General features: G+C 74.5%; 13 protein-coding genes. 5 read left to right on the top strand and 8 right to left on the bottom strand.

Annotated elements, in window-relative coordinates:
* From D7193_RS32540 to D7193_RS32520, 4 genes are all read right to left on the bottom strand, one after another.
* The coding region (locus D7193_RS32540) for an ATP-binding protein (protein ID WP_421930411.1) at positions 1 to 2835 on the bottom strand (2835 nt) is incomplete at its 3' end.
* A 553-nt stretch (positions 2836 to 3388) separates the two neighbouring features.
* Positions 3389 to 4702, bottom strand: coding sequence for an MGH1-like glycoside hydrolase domain-containing protein (locus tag D7193_RS32530; RefSeq protein ID WP_120783518.1), 1314 nt, complete (start codon positions 4700 to 4702; stop codon positions 3389 to 3391).
* A gap of 122 nt (positions 4703 to 4824) precedes the next feature.
* A complete protein-coding gene (locus D7193_RS32525) occupies positions 4825 to 5643 on the bottom strand; it encodes a sugar phosphate isomerase/epimerase family protein (protein WP_120783508.1) in 819 nt (272 codons plus the stop codon).
* Positions 5640 to 6680: a zinc-binding dehydrogenase gene (locus D7193_RS32520; protein ID WP_120783507.1), complete on the bottom strand. Its 1041-nt coding sequence runs from the start codon at positions 6678 to 6680 to the stop codon at positions 5640 to 5642. The genes D7193_RS32525 and D7193_RS32520 overlap by 4 nt, the downstream gene beginning before the upstream one ends.
* A gap of 117 nt (positions 6681 to 6797) precedes the next feature.
* Here D7193_RS32520 and D7193_RS32515 point away from each other — a divergent pair, with 117 nt between their 5' ends.
* From D7193_RS32515 to D7193_RS32500, 4 genes are all read left to right on the top strand, one after another.
* Positions 6798 to 8192, top strand: coding sequence for an ABC transporter substrate-binding protein (locus D7193_RS32515; RefSeq protein ID WP_120783506.1), 1395 nt, complete (start codon positions 6798 to 6800; stop codon positions 8190 to 8192).
* Positions 8189 to 9145, top strand: a complete 957-nt coding sequence (locus D7193_RS32510; RefSeq protein WP_120783505.1) for a carbohydrate ABC transporter permease — start codon at positions 8189 to 8191, stop codon at positions 9143 to 9145. The genes D7193_RS32515 and D7193_RS32510 overlap by 4 nt, the downstream gene beginning before the upstream one ends.
* Positions 9145 to 10011, top strand: a complete 867-nt coding sequence (locus tag D7193_RS32505) for a carbohydrate ABC transporter permease (protein WP_120783504.1) — start codon at positions 9145 to 9147, stop codon at positions 10009 to 10011. The genes D7193_RS32510 and D7193_RS32505 overlap by 1 nt, the downstream gene beginning before the upstream one ends.
* A 213-nt stretch (positions 10012 to 10224) precedes the next feature.
* Positions 10225 to 10839 carry a methyltransferase domain-containing protein gene (locus D7193_RS32500; protein WP_174242800.1) on the top strand — a complete coding sequence of 205 codons (615 nt, stop codon included), beginning with the start codon at positions 10225 to 10227 and terminating at the stop codon, positions 10837 to 10839.
* A gap of 15 nt (positions 10840 to 10854) precedes the next feature.
* Here D7193_RS32500 and eccB read toward each other — a convergent pair whose 3' ends face one another.
* Both eccB and D7193_RS32490 read right to left on the bottom strand, forming a co-directional pair.
* The gene (gene eccB, locus D7193_RS32495) at positions 10855 to 12243 is read right to left on the bottom strand and encodes a type VII secretion protein EccB (protein WP_120783502.1); all 1389 of its coding nucleotides are present in this window, start codon (positions 12241 to 12243) and stop codon (positions 10855 to 10857) included.
* A 99-nt stretch (positions 12244 to 12342) separates the two neighbouring features.
* Entirely contained in the window at positions 12343 to 13347 is a 1005-nt protein-coding gene (locus tag D7193_RS32490; RefSeq protein WP_206612052.1) for a zinc-binding dehydrogenase, read from the bottom strand.
* A 163-nt stretch (positions 13348 to 13510) separates the two neighbouring features.
* On the opposite strand from D7193_RS32490, the gene D7193_RS32485 reads away from it, so the two are divergent.
* The gene (locus tag D7193_RS32485; RefSeq protein WP_120783500.1) at positions 13511 to 14227 is read left to right on the top strand and encodes a polyamine aminopropyltransferase; all 717 of its coding nucleotides are present in this window, start codon (positions 13511 to 13513) and stop codon (positions 14225 to 14227) included.
* A 43-nt stretch (positions 14228 to 14270) separates the two neighbouring features.
* On the opposite strand, the gene D7193_RS32480 is transcribed toward D7193_RS32485, so the two are convergent.
* Together D7193_RS32480 and hflX are read right to left on the bottom strand one after the other, a co-directional pair.
* Positions 14271 to 16082 carry an acyl-CoA dehydrogenase gene (locus tag D7193_RS32480; protein ID WP_120783499.1) on the bottom strand — a complete coding sequence of 604 codons (1812 nt, stop codon included), beginning with the start codon at positions 16080 to 16082 and terminating at the stop codon, positions 14271 to 14273.
* A 158-nt stretch (positions 16083 to 16240) separates the two neighbouring features.
* Entirely contained in the window at positions 16241 to 17389 is a 1149-nt protein-coding gene (hflX, locus tag D7193_RS32475) for a GTPase HflX (RefSeq protein WP_120783498.1), read from the bottom strand.
* Between the last annotated feature and the right edge of the window lie 116 nt (positions 17390 to 17505).

The following is a 17505-nucleotide window of genomic DNA, read 5'->3' as shown; positions in this document are numbered from 1 at the left end:
GCGCGCGTCGCTCGCGCCCCGGTTGCCGTAGTAGCGGCGGCTCAGGACTTCGAGCATCGGGCCGTGGTCGACGCCCGGCTTGCCGATCCGCTGGCCGAGCAGCCGGACCAGCGGCTCGGGCGAGGCGGCCATCTTCGCGATCCGCTCGGCGCGGTCGGGCGCCGCCGGGTTCCGGTCGAGGTACCGGAGGTGGCCACGCACGCCCGCGTACACCTCGGCGCGCTTGCGGCGCAGCATCGGCTGGGCGGCCCAGCGGAACACGACGCCGCGGGCCAGGTCGCCGACCACCGGGAACCGGAGCTGGGTGGCGAAGATCAGGTGCTCCAGCGCCTGGCCGACCAGCTCGCGCAGCCCGTCGGCGGGCACCGGCTCGGTGAGCCACCGCTGGAGGAACGTGACGATCACCGACACGTCGGCCGAGGCCCGCTGCTGCGCCAGGAAGATCCGGAACACGGCCTCTTCCAGCGCGGGCGTCCGCTCGAAGTCGTGCACGCCGTAGTGGGCGAGCACCCGCGCGAGCCGGTTGCGGAACGTGTCCGACAGGCCGGCCCGCTCGACGTCGAGGCTCTGCAGGTACGTGTGGAAGTACTCGCGCGGGCTGTGCACCCGGGTGTCGGCCCGGCCCTCCTCACCAGCCGGCCGGTTGCGGCTCAGCTCGGAGAGGTCCGCGAACACCTGCAGCAGCTCGACCTCCTCCGCCAGCGGACGGCGGTCGAGCTCGGCCCGCGCCGCGAGGTAGGTGGACAGCGCGCGCCGCTCGTCGCGGGGGTCGAGGTCGTAGCCGAGCAGCAGGCTGCGCAGGTCGGCGATGCCGCGCGCGACCCGGGCCTCGGCGGACAGCCCGGTCGGCTCGGGCGGCAGCTCCAGGTCGACGGTCTCGGTCTCGGTGGCCTCGCCCGCGGCGTCGTCACCGACCGGTTCCAGGCGCAGCAGCGGCGCGCCGGTCTCCACCTGGCTGCCGACGGCGACCAGGCTCTCCCGTACCTTCGCCGTGAACGGCGCGCGCAGCACCGTCTCCATCTTCATGCTCTCGAGGACGAGCACGGGCGCGCCCGCCTCGACCTCGTCGCCCACCTCGAGCGGCGTGGCGACGACCAGCGCGGGAGCGGGAGACCGCAGCACGCCGCCCTCGTCCCGGCTCACGCGGTGCGTGACGCCGTCCACCTCGACGAGGTGGATGGGCCCGTGCGTGTCGGTGACGAGCCGGAAACGCCGGCCGTTGACCAGGATCCGGCCGGTGTGCTCGTCGAACCGGTCGAGTTCGACGTCCACGCAGGGCGCGGACCCGATGCCGACCCGGAACCGGTGCGGCCCGGTCTGCGCGACGCTCACCCGGTAGCTCGCGCCGCGCAGCTTGAGGTCGATCGGCCGGCCGCTGGCGTGCTGGACCTGCGGGCGGCCACCGTGCGCCGTGGACAGCAGGCGCTGCCGCTCGACGAGCGCCTCGTCCTCGTACGCCTCGATGGCGGCCGCGGCCAGCGCGACGCCGGAGTGCCGGGTGGAGACCAGGCGGCCCTGGGCGCGGACCCGGTCGATCCAGCCCGTGTCGGCGCTGGCGTCGATCACCTCGGGCGCGTCGAGCAGGTCGAGCAGGAAGCTCTTGTTGGTGGCGCCGCCCTCGATGATGACGGTGGTCTCGGCGACCGCGCGGCGCAGCCGGCCGAGCGCCTCGTCGCGGGTACGGCCGTAGGCGATGATCTTGGCGATCATCGAGTCGAAGTCGGCCGGGATCACGTCGCCCTCGCTGACCCCGGTGTCCACCCGGATGCCCGGGCCGCTGGGCAGCACGAGCCGGACGATCCGGCCGGGCGAGGGCGCGAAGTCGCGGTCCGGGTCCTCGGCGTTGAGCCGCGCCTCGACGGCGTGCCCGGCCTCGGCCGGGACCAGCTCGCCGAGCCGGCCGCCGGAGGCCACGTGGATCTGGGCCTTGACCAGGTCGAAGTCGGTGGTGGCCTCGGTGATGGGGTGCTCGACCTGGAGCCGGGTGTTGACCTCCAGGAAGGCCAGCAGCTTCTCGCCGGGGTGGTAGAGGAACTCGACGGTGGCGGCGCCCTGGTAGTTCACGGCCAGCGCCAGCCGCTCGGCCGCCGCCTTCAGCTCGCGGGTCTGCTCGGGCGCGAGCACCGGCGACGCGGACTCCTCGATGACCTTCTGGTTGCGCCGCTGCACCGAGCAGTCCCGGACGCCCAGCGCCCACGCGGTGCCCTGACCGTCGGCGATCACCTGCACCTCGACGTGCCGCGCGCCGGTGACCAGGCGCTCCAGGAACACGACGCCGCTGCCGAACGCGCGCTCGGCCTCCAGGCTCGTGCGCTCGTACGCCTCGGTGAGCTCGTCGTCGCTGCGCACGACGCGGATGCCCCGGCCGCCGCCGCCCGCGGTCGCCTTCAGCATCAGCGGGTAGCCGATCTCGGCGGCCGCGCGCTTGGCAGCGTCCAGGCTCGCGACCGCGCCGCGGCTCCACGGCGCCACGGGGACGCCGACCTCCTCGGCGATGAGCTTCGCACCGATCTTGTCGCCGAGCGTGCGCATCGCTTCGGCGCTCGGGCCGATGAAGGTGACGCCGACCTTCTCGCACAGTTCGGCGAAGGCCGGGTCCTCGGCCACGAATCCCCAGCCCACCCACGCCGCGTCCGCCCGCGTCTCGACCAGCGCGCGCTCGAGGACGCGGTGGTCGAGGTACGGGCGCGCCGACGCCGGCCCCAGGCAGTAGCTGTCGTCGGCCTCCCGGACGAAGGTGGCGGTGCGCTCGGCCTCGGTGTAGAGCGCGATGGTCTCGATCGGCCGGGCACCGGTCTCGGCGTTGAGCTCGCGGACGGCGTGGATCAGCCGCATGGCGGCCTCTCCCCGGTTGACGATAGCGATGCGGCTGAACACCGAGTAAGCCTCCCAGAGGTTCACAACAGAACGGGGACTCCCTCGGTCAGGGGTCCCCGGGACCATCCTTCTCCGCTACGGCCGGTACGGAAACCGCCGGACCCTCCACCTGCCGGCGGCGAGTTTTGTGGACACCCGCCAACTCGCGGGCCGCCGACGGGTCACGCCGTGTTCCGTGTCACGACGCCGGCCGGACACGCGGCGTCTCGGTGCCCGAGCGGACACGCGGCGTCACGACGACGGACCGGGCTCGCCGCGCCGCGGTGGGCGGCCGGACACGGTGGGTGACCCCGCCCGTCCGGGCGTCCGGCGTCACGGTACCGGTCCGGCCGCCCGCCGTCGCGCCGTGGCCACTGTGCGCCACGGCGCACAGACGCCGCCGTCGTACGCCCACCGGGGCCCGCGTCTGATCGATGCTCGTTCCCGTACCCCGGGCCGCGCCGCGCGCCCGCGGGAGGACGGCCGGGCGGGCAGGGGCGCTGGGGGCCCTCGCCCGCCCGGTACGCGCCGCTCAGCCTCCCGCGTCCGGGTCGCGCCCGTCGGCCAGCAGGTCGAGCAGGAGCGCGGCGGTCCAGCCGAACGCCGGCGAGCCGAGGCCCGCGCCGGTGTCCGGGTGGAAGTACTCGTGACAGCCGGCGCCGGCGACCAGCCCGACCATCGACCGGGCCAGACCGGCGGCGAGGTCCGCCCGGCCGTGGGTGAGAAGGCCCCGACGGACCAGCCAGTTGATGTTCATCCAACTGGGGCCGCGCCAGTAGCGCAGCGGCTCGAAGTCCGGCGCGGTCCGGTCGTGGCTGGGCAGCGGCCGGTCCATCCGCGCGGCCAGCCCGAACCGGGCCGAGCGGGCCTCCGCCACCACCGCCTCCACCTGCGGCGCCGGCAGGTCGGGCAGGATCAGCGGCGCCAGCCCCAGCACCGTACGGGCCGGCAGCAGCCGCCCGGTGCGCAGGTCGCGGGGCTGGAACGTCCGGGTGGCCGGGTCGTACAGCCGGCGTACGAGGGCGTCGGTGATCCGGGCCGCCCGCTCCCGGTGCGGGCCCGGGTCGGCCCCGACCAGCGGCGCGATCCGCGCCAGGGCGTGCTCGGCGACGCCGGCCGCCGCGTTGAACAGCGGGCACTCCACGAGGAACGGGTGCCGACCCGCCAGGTCGTCGTCGCGGTAGGCGGCGTCCCGGTAGGAGGCGACGATCGCCACGTACCGCGCGTAGTCCAGGTCCGTGGGGCGGTGCGCGGCGGGAGCGTGCGCGGTGTCGTGCCGCCGGTACGCCCGCATCACCGCCGCGTCGGCCGGCACCACCGCCATCGGCTTGTCCCAGGCGGGGCTGTTGTCCAGCCCGGACTCCCACGGATGCACCACGCAGGCGAGGCCGCCGCCGCCCACGTCCCGCCGCGTGGCGAGGTAGCGCTGCTGGGCCACGAGGCGGGGGTAGAGCCGGCGCAGGGCGGCGTGGGCCGCGTCCGACGGCACCCGGAGGTACGCGAGCCAGGCGGCGAGGGCGTGCACGGGTGGCTGGACGATCGCGGAGGTGAGGGCGGCCGGCGCGTCGGCGGCCCGTTCCGACGCCCAGAACTCCGGCCCGGGGAAGTACGCGCCGACCGGCAGCCGCGGGTTGAACACGATGTGCGGCACGCGGCCGTCGGCCCACTGGGCGCGGAACAGGCTCTCCAACTCCCGCCAGGCGCGCTCCGGGCGGACGTGGGCCAGGCCGACGGCGACGAACGCCGAGTCCCAGCTCCACTGGTGCGGGTAGAGGGTGCGCGAGGGGACGGTGTGGTCGTGCTCCCAGTTGGCGTCGAGGGTGGCCACCGCGAGCCGGCGCAGCAGCTCCGGGTCACCGCCCGGGCCGCCCGTCGCGGCCGGCCCCTTCGGCCCGGCACCGGCGGGCCCGTCGGTGCGGTCACCGGCCGCCTCGTCGGTGGCCCCGCGCGGGCCCGCGGCACCGGCGCTCACGCGACCGCCCGCCGGGGCTCGGCGTGCCGCAGCACCGTGGCGGCCTGCTGCAGCGCCCGGACCGGGTCGCCGCGCAGCCGGCATTCCAGGGCCAGCCACCCCGGGTAACCGATCTCGAGCAGCGTACGCACCAGCGCCGGCCAGTCGAGGTGGCCCGCACCCGGCTGGTACCGGTTGGAGTCGCTGACCTGCACGTGCCCGAGGTACGGCGCGGCGGCGCGCAGCGCCCGGTGCACGTCGTCCTCCTCGATGTTCATGTGGAACGTGTCGGCGACCACCCGCACGTTGGGCAGCCCCACGGCGGCGCACAGCGCGACGGCCTCGTCGAGCCGGTTGACCATGTGGTCCTCGTACCGGTTGAGCGGTTCCAGGAAGAGCGTGACACCCTCGGCGCGGGCGTGTTCGCCGAGGGCCCCGAGGGCGTCGACGAGCACCCGCCGGTCGCCCGCCGGGGGCCGGGGCGGTTCGAACGGCGGCAGCCGCCGGGAGAACATGCCCCACGCGGCCGGCGTCATGACGCCCACCCCGCCCAGTTCGGCGACGACCGAGAGTTGGGAGCGCAGGTTCCGGACGGCGTCGGCGGAGCGTACGGGGTCGAAGTCGCCGATGAAGTGGTCCATCTCGACGCAGACGGTGGGCATCACCACGCCGGCGGCGCGGGCACGCCGCAGCTCGGGCAGCCGGCGGGCGAACGCCAGGTCGCCGCGCCCGCGCAGCTCGATCCCGTCGTAGCCGAGCGCCGTGGCCAGCGCGTACTTCTGGATCAGGTCGGTGCCCGGCAGGAGCTGCTCCTGGCAGGCGATCGGAATGGTCATGGGAACCTCAGCACCACTTGGAGGACGTCACCGTCACCGCGGTCGAGCAACGCCAGGGCATCGGCCACCGCGCCGGCGTCGACGACGTGACTCACCAGCGGCAGCGGGTCCACACTGCCCTCGGCCACCAGATCCATGAAGGTCTGCGCGACCCGGGCCCCGGTCCACCGGCCGGCCATGCCGGGCGCCGGGGTCGGCCCGGAGATCTGGGCCGCCACCAGCTGGATCCGGTTGTGGTGGAACTCCTCGCCGAGGCCGAGGCCGTCGGCCTGCCCCTGGTAGAAGCCGGCGGCCACGACGCGGCCGGCGTGGGTGGTGGCCCGGATCGCCTCGTGCAGGGCCGGGTAGGCCCCGGACAGTTCGAGGCAGACGTCGGCGCCCCGGCCACCGGTGGCGCCGCGCAGCACGCTGGCGGCCGATTCGACGCCCGCGTCGACGGTCACCCGGGCGCCGTAGCGGGCGGCGTGGTCGAGCCGGCCGGCGACCCGGTCCACCGCCACCACGCGGGCGCCGGAGAGGACCGCGAGCCGGGTGGCGAGCAGCCCGATCACGCCCTGGCCGAAGACGCCGACCCAGTCGCCGAGGTGCAGGTCGCCGGCGAGGACCGCGGTGAGCGCGATGGCGCCGGGGCGGGCGAAGACGGCGGCGAACGGGTCGAGCCCGGGTGCCAGGGGCCGGACGGCGTCGGCGGGCAGCACGGCCTCGGCGCGGTGCCCCCAGATGCCCCAGACGACCTGCCCGGGATGCCGGTCGGTGACGCCGGGCGCCACCTCGACGATCTCGCCGACCTCCTCGTAGCCGAAGCCGACCAGCGGGTACGGCACCGGGGTCTGCCGCGGCACGAACATCCGGGCGGCGTCGTCCCAGTCCTTGCTCAGGCGGGGATTGCTGCCCCGGTAGAGGGTCAGCTCGGTGCCGGCGGAGATGCCGGAGTAGCAGGTGCGGACGCGTACCTGGCCCGGGCCGAGCGGGTCTGCGGGGCAGGGCTCGAGGCTGATCCTTCGGGGCCCGGCGAGAGAGACAACCCAGTTGACCATGAGTCACATCCCGGTAGCGCCGGGTTCCATCGTAGAACAAAAAATGGGCATATGTCTTGTGATTGATCAATCGAAGAGGTTGAATCCGTCATGTACCCTTCGAGAGGAGTGCCGTCGATGTCATTCACTCCGATGCGGACCCTCGCGGCCACCCTGATCCTGGCACTCGCCGGGTCGACCCTGCTGGCCTGCGGCGACGACGAGTCCGGAAGCAACGACAAGAAGATCACCGTGTGGAGCCTGGAGGACGTCGCCGACCGGGTGACCGCCACCAAGGCGATCGTCAGCGACTTCACCGCGAAGACCGGCATCCAGGTCGAGCTGGTCACCGTCAACGAGGACCAGTTCCCGTCCCTCATCGCGTCCAGCGCCGCCGCCGGGGAGCTACCCGACGTGGTCGGCTCCGTCTCCCTGGCCGGCGTCCGCACCCTCGCCGGCAACGAGCTGCTGCACCCCGACGCCAACGGCGAGATCGTGGAACGGCTCGGCCGGCAGACCTTCTCCGCCCGCGCCCTGGAGCTGACCGCCGACTCCGGCCGGCAGCTCGCCGTCCCCAGCGACGGCTGGGGTCAGCTGCTCGTCTACCGCAAGGACCTCTTCGACGCCGCCGGCCTCCCGGCGCCCGACACCTACGAGCGCATCGCCACCGCCGCGGCCCGGCTCCACACCGGCGGTGTCGTCGGTATCACCGCGGCCACCGCGCCCGGCGACGTCTTCACCCAGCAGACCTTCGAACACCTCGCGCTGGCCAACAACTGCCAGCTCACCGACGGCTCCGGCGCCGTGACGCTCGATTCGCCCGAGTGCGTCGAGGCGTTCCGGTTCTACGGCGAGCTGATGCGTACGGCGTCGGTGCGGGGCGCGCAGGACGTGGACACGACCCGGGCCACCTACTTCGCCGGCAAGGCCGCCATGCTGATCTGGTCGCCGTTCATCCTCGACGAGCTGGCCGGATTGCGGAACGACGCGAAGCCGACCTGCCCGCAGTGCGCGGCCGACCCCGCCTTCCTCGCGAAGAACAGCGGGTTCGTCACCGCGATCAAGGGTCCGAACGGGACCACGCCCGCCCAGTACGGCGAGATCAGCTCGTGGGCCGTGCTGGACGGCGCCGCCGCCGACCCGGCGAAGAGCTTCGTCGAGTACCTGCTCGGCGACGCCTATCCGCGCTGGTTCGGCATGTCCCCCGAGGGCCGGTTCCCGGTCCGCAAGGGCACCCCCGACGATCCGGAGAAGTTCCTCACCGCCTGGAACACCAGCCAGGCCGGCGTGGACGCCAAGAAGCCGCTCGCCGAGGTGTACGGCGAGCAGGTCCTCGACGGCCTGCGGACCAGCCCGGACACGTTCCAGCGGTGGGGCCTGACCCAGGGGCAGGGCAAGCTGGTCGGCGCGATCCTCGGCGAGCTGCCCGTGCCCAAGGCGCTGAACGACGTGATCGCCGGGAAGTCCGACGCCGCGGCGGCAGCCGGCCGGGCGAAGAAGGACGTCGAGGCGATCAAGGCGGGCGTCAATTGACCACCACCGCGCCGGGCACCGGCCGCTCCCCCCACCGGGAGCGGCCGGTGCCCCCGCGGCGCCGACCGCTGACCCTGCGCCGTCGCGAGTCCCGGGCCGGGCTCGCGCTGGTCGCGCCGACGCTGCTCGTCGTGCTCGCGGTGATCGGCATCCCCATCGTCTGGACGGTGGTGCTGGCCTTCCAGCGGGTCCGGCTCGCCACGCTGCGCCGCACCGGCCTCTTCGGCGAGTTCACGCTGGACAACCTCGACCGGGTCCTGCACACCCCCGGCTTCGCCGACTCGCTGGTCACCACCCTCATCTACAGCGTCGGCAGCACCGCGGGCTCGATCGTCGTCGGCCTGGTGGCGGCGCTGGTCGTCCGCGCGCCGTTCCGGGGCCGCACCCTGGTCCGGGCGTCGATGCTGCTGCCGTACGTGGCGCCGGTGGTCGCCATGACCTTCGTCTGGCAGGTGATGCTCGACCCGCAGCTGGGCATCGTCAACCACTGGGGGCAGCGCCTGCTCGGCTGGGACGCGCCCGTCCCGTTCCTCTCGCAGGACTCCACGGCGCTCGCCACGGTGATCGCCTTCGAGTCGTGGCGCTACTTCCCGTTCGCGTTCCTGTTCCTGCTCGCGCGCCTCCAGGCGGTGCCCGGCGACTTGGAGGAGGCCGCGCGGGTCGACGGCGCGACGCCCACGCAACGGTTCCGGCACATCCTGCTGCCGCAGCTCATGCCGGTGATCGCGCTGCTCGGCGTGCTGCGGTTCATCATGACCTTCAACAAGTTCGACGACGTCTACCTGCTCACCGGGGGCGCCGCCGGCACCGAGGTGGTCAGCGTCCGCGTCTACGAGTTCCTCACGGCGCGCACCGACATCGGCGCCGCCGCGGCCCAGGCGGTCGTGCTGGCCGTCGTCCTCATCGTGTTCGTCCTGATCTACCTGCGCTTCTTCGCCCGGAGGGTGGACTGATGGACCGCGACCGGATCGAGACGGTGGGCCTGCGCTGGCTGCGCCGGGTGCTGATCGCGGCGTTCCTGCTGGTCACCGTCTTCCCGTTCTACTACATGCTGCTGCTCTCGGTACGCCCCATCGAGCGGCTGCTGCTCGACCCGGGCGCGCTGGTGGTCGGCCTCGGCGAGTTGACCGTCGCCACGTACGCCGAGGTGCTCAAGGCCACCGACGACGGCGGCCAGGGTTTCCTCACGTTCATCCGCAACAGCGGCCTGGTCGCCCTCGCCGCGACGCTGCTCACCCTGGTCGTGGCCATCCCCGGCGCGTACGCGGTGGCCCGGCTGCGCTTCTTCGGCCGCCGGCAGGTGGACTTCCTGTTCCTGGCGGTCTACCTCTTCCCGTCCATCGTGATCGCGATCCCGCTGTTCGTGGTCTTCACACGGGCCGGGCTGCGCGGCTCCCTCGTCGGCCTGGTGCTGGTCTACATCTCCCAGACCCTGCCGGTCTCCGTCTACATGCTGAAGAACTACTTCGAGACCATCCCGCTGAGCCTGGAGGAGTCCGCCGCGATCGACGGCGCCGGGCAGCTCGGCGTCATCCGCCGGATCAGCCTGCCGCTCGCCGCCCCGTCGATCATGGCGGTCGCCCTCTACGACTTCATGATCGCGTGGAACGAGTTCCTCTTCGCCCTGCTGTTCCTGGTCGACAAGCCGCACCGGTGGACCGTGTCGCTGGGGTTGGCGCAACTCGCCGACGGCGTGGAGGTGCCCAAGACGGTGCTGATGGCCGGCTCGGTGATCCTCACGTTGCCGATCGTGGCCCTGTTCTTCGCCGGCGAACGACTGCTCACCGAGGGCCTGACCAGCGGTGCCGAGAAGGGTTGACCGGCGGGGTGGGCGGGGCCGGTGACGCTCCGCCCACCCCGCTGTCGCGGCACGCGACATGCGCCCGTAAAAGATGCCGACCACGGGCCCGGCCCGTAGCATCGAGGCGGGCCCGTTTTCGGAGGGTAGCGGCGGATAAGGCTGCCCGGGTCCGGCGCTCGACGCGGTGCGCGCCGCTCGCGCCGGTCCGTGCGCGCGAAGGAGCCGGGGACAGTGAGGCAGGCGGACCACAACGACCCGACGGAGACCGCGGGCGAGGCGTACACCCGCCGGCTGCAACGGCTCGGCGGCGCCCGCTGGAAGCGCCTCCTCGACGTCCAGGCGCCCTACCGGTGGAACCTGCGCCGGCTGCGCCTCGGCCACACGCTCGACGTCGGTTCGGGCCTGGGCCGCAACCTCGCGAACCTCGGCGGCAACGCCGTGGGCGTGGACCACAACCCCACCTCGGTGGCGCACACCCGCGCCGCCGGGTTCGAGGCGTACACGGACGAGGAGTTCTTCCGCTCCGCGCACGCCCGCCCCGACGCGTTCGACTCGCTGCTCGCCGCGCACCTGCTCGAACACCTGCCGGCCGACAGCGCCACCGACGTGATCCGCTCGTACCTGCCGTTCGTCCGGTCCGGCGGCACCGCGGTGTTCATCACGCCCCAGGAGCGCGGCTACCGCAGCGACGCCTCGCACGTCCGTTTCGTGGGCTTTCCCGAGGCGGCCGAAACCTGCCGGGACCTCGGCCTGACCGTGGTGCGGCAGTACTCGTTCCCGCTCCCGCGTGCCGCCGGCAGGATCTTCACCTACAACGAGTTCGTCACGGTGGCGCGGCTGCCCTGAGCCGGGGGGCAGGGGTCAGCCCGGTACGGCCACGGCCCGCGCCGCCGCCGGGTCGAGGGTGACGCCGGCGGGCACGAGGCTGACCACGCCGGCCGGCAGCCGCGCCGGCCGCACGTTCCGGTACCCGAGGGTGCCGAGCACGTCCGGGCCGGCCACCACGTGCCGGCGGCCCAGGTCGGTGATCACGGAGACCGCTCCCCCGGAGGCGCCGGGTGCGGCAACCGCCTCCACAACGGCTCCCCGGCCCGGCTCCACGAGCACATGGTCGGCGCGCACCCCGCCGCCGGCCCGGCCCGCGCCTCCGGGCGCCGCCGCCAGGTCCGGCAGGCGCACACCGGTGCGGACCTCCGCCACGCCGGTGTCGTCGGCCACCGCCGCGCACACCGCCGCACCGTCGACGGCCGCGAGACGCGGCGGTGCCGGGGGCGGCGCGGCCGGCCCGGACGGGGCCAGGTCGGGCGCGGCGGGCAGCGCGGCGAACCGGCCCAGGGAGATCGGCTCGGGCTCGCCCTGACCGGTACGCGCCAGCAGCAGTCCGGCCTGCAACTCGGTGATCCCGGCCAGGCCGTCGCGCACGGCCACCGCGTACTGCCGCCCGCCGCCGGAGTTGCGCACCAGGTAGACGTCGCCGATCTCGGCGCCCGGTACCCGGGGCGACCGCTCGCCGAGGCCCGGCAGGGCCAGCGGCGCCAGATCGGCGCCGGCCGGCAGGGTGTTGAGCAGCGCCGGCGCGGCCGGCACGGCCCGGGCGCGGGTGGTGGCCAGGGCGGCCAGCACCCGGGTGGGGTCGCGGACGAGGTGGCGGCGCTGGTGCCACACCAGGTGCAGGCCGCCGTCGGGGTGGCGCAGCAGCAGCCCCTCGTCGCCGAGCGGCCGGCCACCACCACCGCTCGCGCCCACGAGCACCGCCGAGCGGGGGCCGGAACGGCCGGCGTCGCCGGACGCGACCGAGCAGACGGTCCACGGCGCGGTCGTGAGCCGGGCCGGCGCGGGCAGCGAGTCCGGAGCGTCGGCGATGCCCAACGGCAGCCCGCGCGGCACACCCTCGATGGACCGGCGGGAGACCAGCACCGTCCGCGCCTGCTCGGCGCCGACGATGAGCAGCGCCGAGGCGTAGTTGAGCACCGGGTGCAGTTTCTGCTCGCGGTAGACGTACCGGGCGCCCGACTCCTTCTCGACGATCACCGCGCCCGCGTCCCGCCAGCCGCTGCCGCCGCTGGCGAAGAGGCCGTAGAGCGCGAAGCCGCCGAGGCCGATCGCCGCCACCAGGACGCTCGCCAGCGCGGCCCCGGCGAGCCGCCGCAACGGGGACTGCGCCGGGTCGGTCTCCCGCATGACCAGCGCGGCGACCGCCCGCTGGACCGCGAACTGGTACGAGTGCAACTGGTCCTGCCGCGACGGCATGACGTCCCTTCCGGTGGATCGGTCGGCGGACAGGATATGCGCTGCGTCGATCCTTCGTGGACCCTCCGTGTCGGTCCGTCGCCCGTCCGCGCGGGTCGGTCAGGGCCGCAGGATGAGCCGGATGGGATCGCCCTGCTTGCTCTGCACCCGCCGGACCGCCTCCGGCGCCTCGGCGAGCGGCAGCACGTCGCTCACCGATGCCGCCAGGTCCAGCCGTCCCTGCGCGGCCAGCGACACCAGCTGCACCACGTGCTCCGCCTCCGAGCCGTAGTGCCCCAGCACCGCCTGCTGGAGGTAGGTGAACGGGCTGTCCGAGGCGATGGTCACCGGCTTGTTGGCGATGCCGGCGAGCACCAGCCGCCCGCGCCGGCCCAGCAGGGTCAGCGCCTGCTCGCGCACCGGCGTGACGCCGGCGAAGTCGAACGCCACGTCGAGGCCGCGCCCGCCGGTGACCGCGAGCACGGTGTCCCGCAGGGCGACGTCGCCGGGGTCGAGCGCCAGGTCGGCGCCGAGGGTGAGTGCCCGGTCCCGGGCGGCCGGCAGCGGGTCCAGCGCGATGACCGGCGCCGCCCCGACCAGCCGCAGCAGCTGCACGGCGTGCGCACCGAGACCACCCACGCCCCAGACGGCCACGGCCTCCCCCGGTCGGGTCCGGCCGGTGTCGGTGACGGCCGCCCACGGCGTGGAGACCGCGTCCGGGATGATGCAGGCCTGCTCGAACGGCAGGTCGTCGGGGATGGGCACCAGCGTCTCCTGGCTGGCCACCGCGTACTCGGCCCAGCCGCCGTCGTAGTCGACCCCGCGCGTGAACACGGTGCCGCGGCGGTCCTTCTCCCCCGCCTGGAGCAGCACCCGCTGGCCGGGCTGCCACCCGTCGACGCCCTCGCCGGGTGCGTCGACCACGCCGGCCACCTCGTGGCCGAGTGTCACCGCGTCGTCGGGCAGGTAGAGCGGGGTGAGCGTGCCGTCGATCAGGTGCACGTCGGACAGGCACACGCCGGCCGCCTCGACCCTGATCCGCACCTGCCCGTGCCCGGGTTCGGGGACGGGAACCGTCTCCATCCGCAGCGCCCGGTCCGTCAGGTGCAGCCGCCCGGCCAGCATCTCCGCCACGGTCCGTACTCCCCGCTCCTCGACGACCCTCGACGGGCACGCTTACCCGCCCGCGGCGGACCGATGCCTGCCGGCCGCTCCCGCGTGGCCCCACCGGCGCCGGCCCGGCCGGCCGGTAGCATCCGGCCGGGAACCGGCGGGGAGAGGGCACCACGTGAGCGCGCGCTTCGAGGAACTGGCCTGGCGGGAGACGCCGATCGGTGAGATCAGCCTGCGTCGGCGCCGCGACCCCACCCTTCAGGTCGACGTGTACGAGGTCAAGCTCGACGACGCATTCCTGATGTCCAGCCTCTTCCCGGTCGCGGAGATCGAGCTGGCCCGGTTGGGACTGGCCGCGCTGGCCGGCGCCGACCTCGACGTGGTGGTCGGCGGGCTCGGCCTCGGCTACACGGCCCGGACCGCGCTCGCCGACGACCGCGTGCGGTCGCTGCTCGTGGTGGAGGCGATCGAGGACGTCATCGACTGGCACCGCCGGGGTCTGCTGCCGTTCGCCGCGGGGCTGGCCGACGACCCGCGTACCCGTCTCGTGCGGGCCGACTTCTTCGCGGCCGCGGCCGGCGACGGGTTCGACCCGGACCGGCCGGGCCGCCGGTTCCACGCCGTCCTGCTCGACATCGACCACTCCCCGCGCCACCTGCTGCACCCGCGGCACGCCCCGTTCTACACGCCCGCCGGGCTGCGCCGGCTCGCCGACCACCTGCACCCGGGCGGGGTGTTCGCGCTCTGGTCCGACGACCCACCCGACCCGGACGTGGAGGCCGCCCTCGCCACCGTGTTCGCCGACGTCCGGGCGCACGTCGTGCCGTTCCCCAACCCGCTCACCGGGGGCGAGTCGGCCAACACCGTCTACGTGGCCCGGCTCGACGGCTGACGCCCGGCGCCACGGGCGCGCCCGGCGACCGGCGACCGGCCGGTCAGAACCAGGAGTCGCGCATCTCCAGCGTGGTCCGGTCAAGGCTCGCCAGCAGGTCGAACTGCGGCCCGGTGCGGGGCAGCTCGTACCGGAAGAAGAAGCGTGCCGCCTGCCGCTTGCCGGCGTACAGCTCGTCGTCGGGGCGGGCGGCGGCCGCCGCGTCGGCGGCGAGCAGTTGCTCCAGCCACATCCAGGCGATCACCACGTGGCCGACCGCCTCCAGGTAGAGGCTCGCGTTCGCGAGCGCCACCTCCGGGTCGCCGGTGTCCCACAGCCGTCGGGTGACGGCCGTGACCCGGTCCATCGCGGCGGCGAGCCGCCCGGCCAGGTCGGCGGCCTCGCCACCGGCCCCGCGGGCCCGGCCCACGGTCGCGCCGATCGTCGCGGCGAGCGCCGCGAGACCCGCGCCGCCGCGCATGGTCACCTTGCGGCCCAGCAGGTCGAGCGCCTGGATGCCGTGGGTGCCCTCGTGGATCGGGTTGAGCCGGTTGTCGCGCCAGTGCTGCTCCACGTCGTGGTCGCGGGTGTAGCCGGCGCCCCCGAGCACCTGGATCGCCAGGTCGTTGGCGGCCAGGCACCACTGCGACGGCCAGCTCTTGACAATCGGGGTGAGCACGTCGAGCAGCAGGCCCGCGCGGTTCCGGTCGGCCGGCGCCGGCGCGGTCCTCTGCTCGTCGAGCAGCCGCCCGCAGTAGAGGACCAGCGCCAGCGCGCCCTCCACGTAGCTCTTCTGCGCGAGCAGCATCCGCCGCACGTCCGGGTGGGACGCGATCGGCACCTGCGGCGTGGCGGGGTCCTTGGCGGTGAGCGGGCGGCCCTGCGGCCGGTCGCGGGCGTACGCCAGGGACTTGAGGTAGCCGGTGTAGCCGAGGGCGGTCGCGCCGGCGCCCACCCCGATCCGGGCCTCGTTCATCATGTGGAACATCTGCGCGAGCCCCTGGTGCGGCTCGCCCACCAGGTAGCCGACGGCGCCGGGCCGGCCGCCCGGCTGGTGCCCGCCGTCGCCGAAGCTCAGCAACGTGTTGGTGGTGCCGCGGTAGCCCATCTTGTGGTTGAGGCCGACGAGCACGACGTCGTTGCGGGCGGCGGGCGTGCCGTCCGGGTCGACGAGCACCTTCGGCACCACGAACAGCGAGATGCCCTTCACGCCGGGCGGGCCGCCGGGGATGCGGGCCAGCACCAGGTGGACGATGTTCTCGGCGAGCTCGTGGTCGCCGCCGGAGATCCACATCTTGGTGCCATGGAGGCGGTACGTGCCGTCGTCCTGCGGCTCCGCGCGCGTCGTGATGTCCGCGAGTGAGCTGCCCGCGTGCGGCTCGGACAGGCACATGGTGCCGAAGTAGCGGCCCTCCACCATGGGGCGCACCCACGTGTCGACCTGCTCGGCGCTGCCGTACGCGAGCAGCAGGTTGGCGTTGCCGAGGGTGAGCATCGGGTACGCCGAGGTGGCCACGTTGGCCGCCTGGAACCAGGCGAAGCAGGCGGCGGCGACGGTGTGCGGCAGTTGCAGGCCGCCGACCGACTCGTCCAGGGTGGACGCGAGCAGCCCGGTGCCGGCGAACACGTCCAGCGCGGCCTTGACCTCGGGGATCAGGCGTACCCGCTGCCCGTCGACGGTGGGTTCGTGGAGGTCGGCGGCCCGGTTGTGCGGGGCGAAGTGCTCTGTGGCCACCCGTTCGGCGAGGTCCAGCACCGCGTCGAAGGTCTCCCGGGAGTGCTCGGCGTACCGGGGGCGTTCCGTCAACCGGGTCACGTCGAGCCAGTCGTGGAGCAGGAAGGTCAGGTCCCGGCGGGAGAGCAGGGTGGACGACACGGGTCTCCTTCCACGGCGTCGCCCCGACGGCCGGCGGGGCCGGGAGGCGGCCGACGCGCGCGGCGGCCGCCCCCGCAAGCCATCCTGACCGATGGGCCGGACGCACGCAGCACCCGTCCCACCGTCCGCGGTGGTCGGCGTCGCCGCGGCCGCCGGGGTCAGCGCCGCTGTAGCCGCGTGGCCAGCGTCGTCCGCAGGTCGGCGATCCCCTGTCCGGTGAGCGCGGACACGGGCACGGCCTGCGGGTGGGCGCGGCACAGGCAGTCCACCCAGTCGGTCGGCGCGATGTCGATCTTGTTGAGCACGAGCAGCTCCGGCACGTCGCCGGCGCCGATCTCGTGCAGCACCCCGTGCACCGTGGTGATCTGGTCGAGCGCGTCGGGCGCGGACGCGTCGACCACGTGCAGCGCCAGGTCGCTGCCGCCGACCTCCTCCAGCGTCGAGCGGAACGCGTCCACGAGCTGGTGCGGGAGGTGCCGGACGAAGCCCACCGTGTCGGTGACGGTGAAGGTCAGGCCGCCCGCGGTCAACCGCCGGACCGTGGGGTCCAGGGTCGCGAACAGCACGTCCTGCACCTGGGCGTCCGCGCCCGTCAGCCGGTTGAGCAGCGCCGACTTGCCCGCGTTGGTGTACCCCGTGATGGATACCGAGGGCACCTGGTTGCGGGCCCGCCGGTTGCGGGTGCGCTCCCGCCGCCGTGCCAGCTCGGCGGCGTTGCGGCGCAGCCGAGTCGCCCGCTGCCGCAGCCGCCGGCGCTGGGTCTCCAGCCGCATCTCACCCGGGCCGCGCACACCCATGCCGGCGCCGCCGGCCGTACGCCCGCCACCCACCCGGGACAGCGACCGGCCGTCGCCGCGCAGCCGCGGCAGCTGGTACGCGATCTGCGCCAGCTCCACCTGCAACCGGCCCTCTCCGGTGCGTGCATGTTCGGCGAAGATGTCCAGGATCAGGGCGGTGCGGTCCACCACCCGCACCCCGACCCGTTCCTCCAGGTTGCGGACCTGCCCCGGGGACAGCTCCCCGTCCGCGATCACGAGGTCCGCCTGCGTGCGTTCGGCCAGCACGGCCAGTTCGTCGACCTTTCCGGAGCCGAGGTACGTGGCCGGGTCGGGCCGGGGCCGGTTCTGCACCACGGCGTCGGCCACCGCGAGGCCGTCGGTGTCGGCCAACCGGCGCAGCTCCGCGAGGGAGGTCGCGGTCGACGAGTCGGTGTCGCCGCCGTCCTCCCCGTGCACGCCCACGAGCAGCGCCGTGGGCCGCCGGCCCGGCTCGCCCACCCCGGCCCCCAGCAACCACGATCCGGCCATCGGTCACCTCACCTCGTACGCCTGGCGACCGACCTACCCCGCTGCGTGGCCCCCATGCCGGCGGCGGGACGCCGGTGTCGTCCGCGCGTCCGACCGGCGGGGCGTCGGTGGCCGCG

It is taken from the genome of Micromonospora costi (assembly GCF_003626655.1).
GTDB lineage: Bacteria > Actinomycetota > Actinomycetes > Mycobacteriales > Micromonosporaceae > Micromonospora > Micromonospora costi.
Note: the sequence above shows the minus strand (reverse complement) of the source record. Positions and strands in the feature narration are given on the sequence as shown.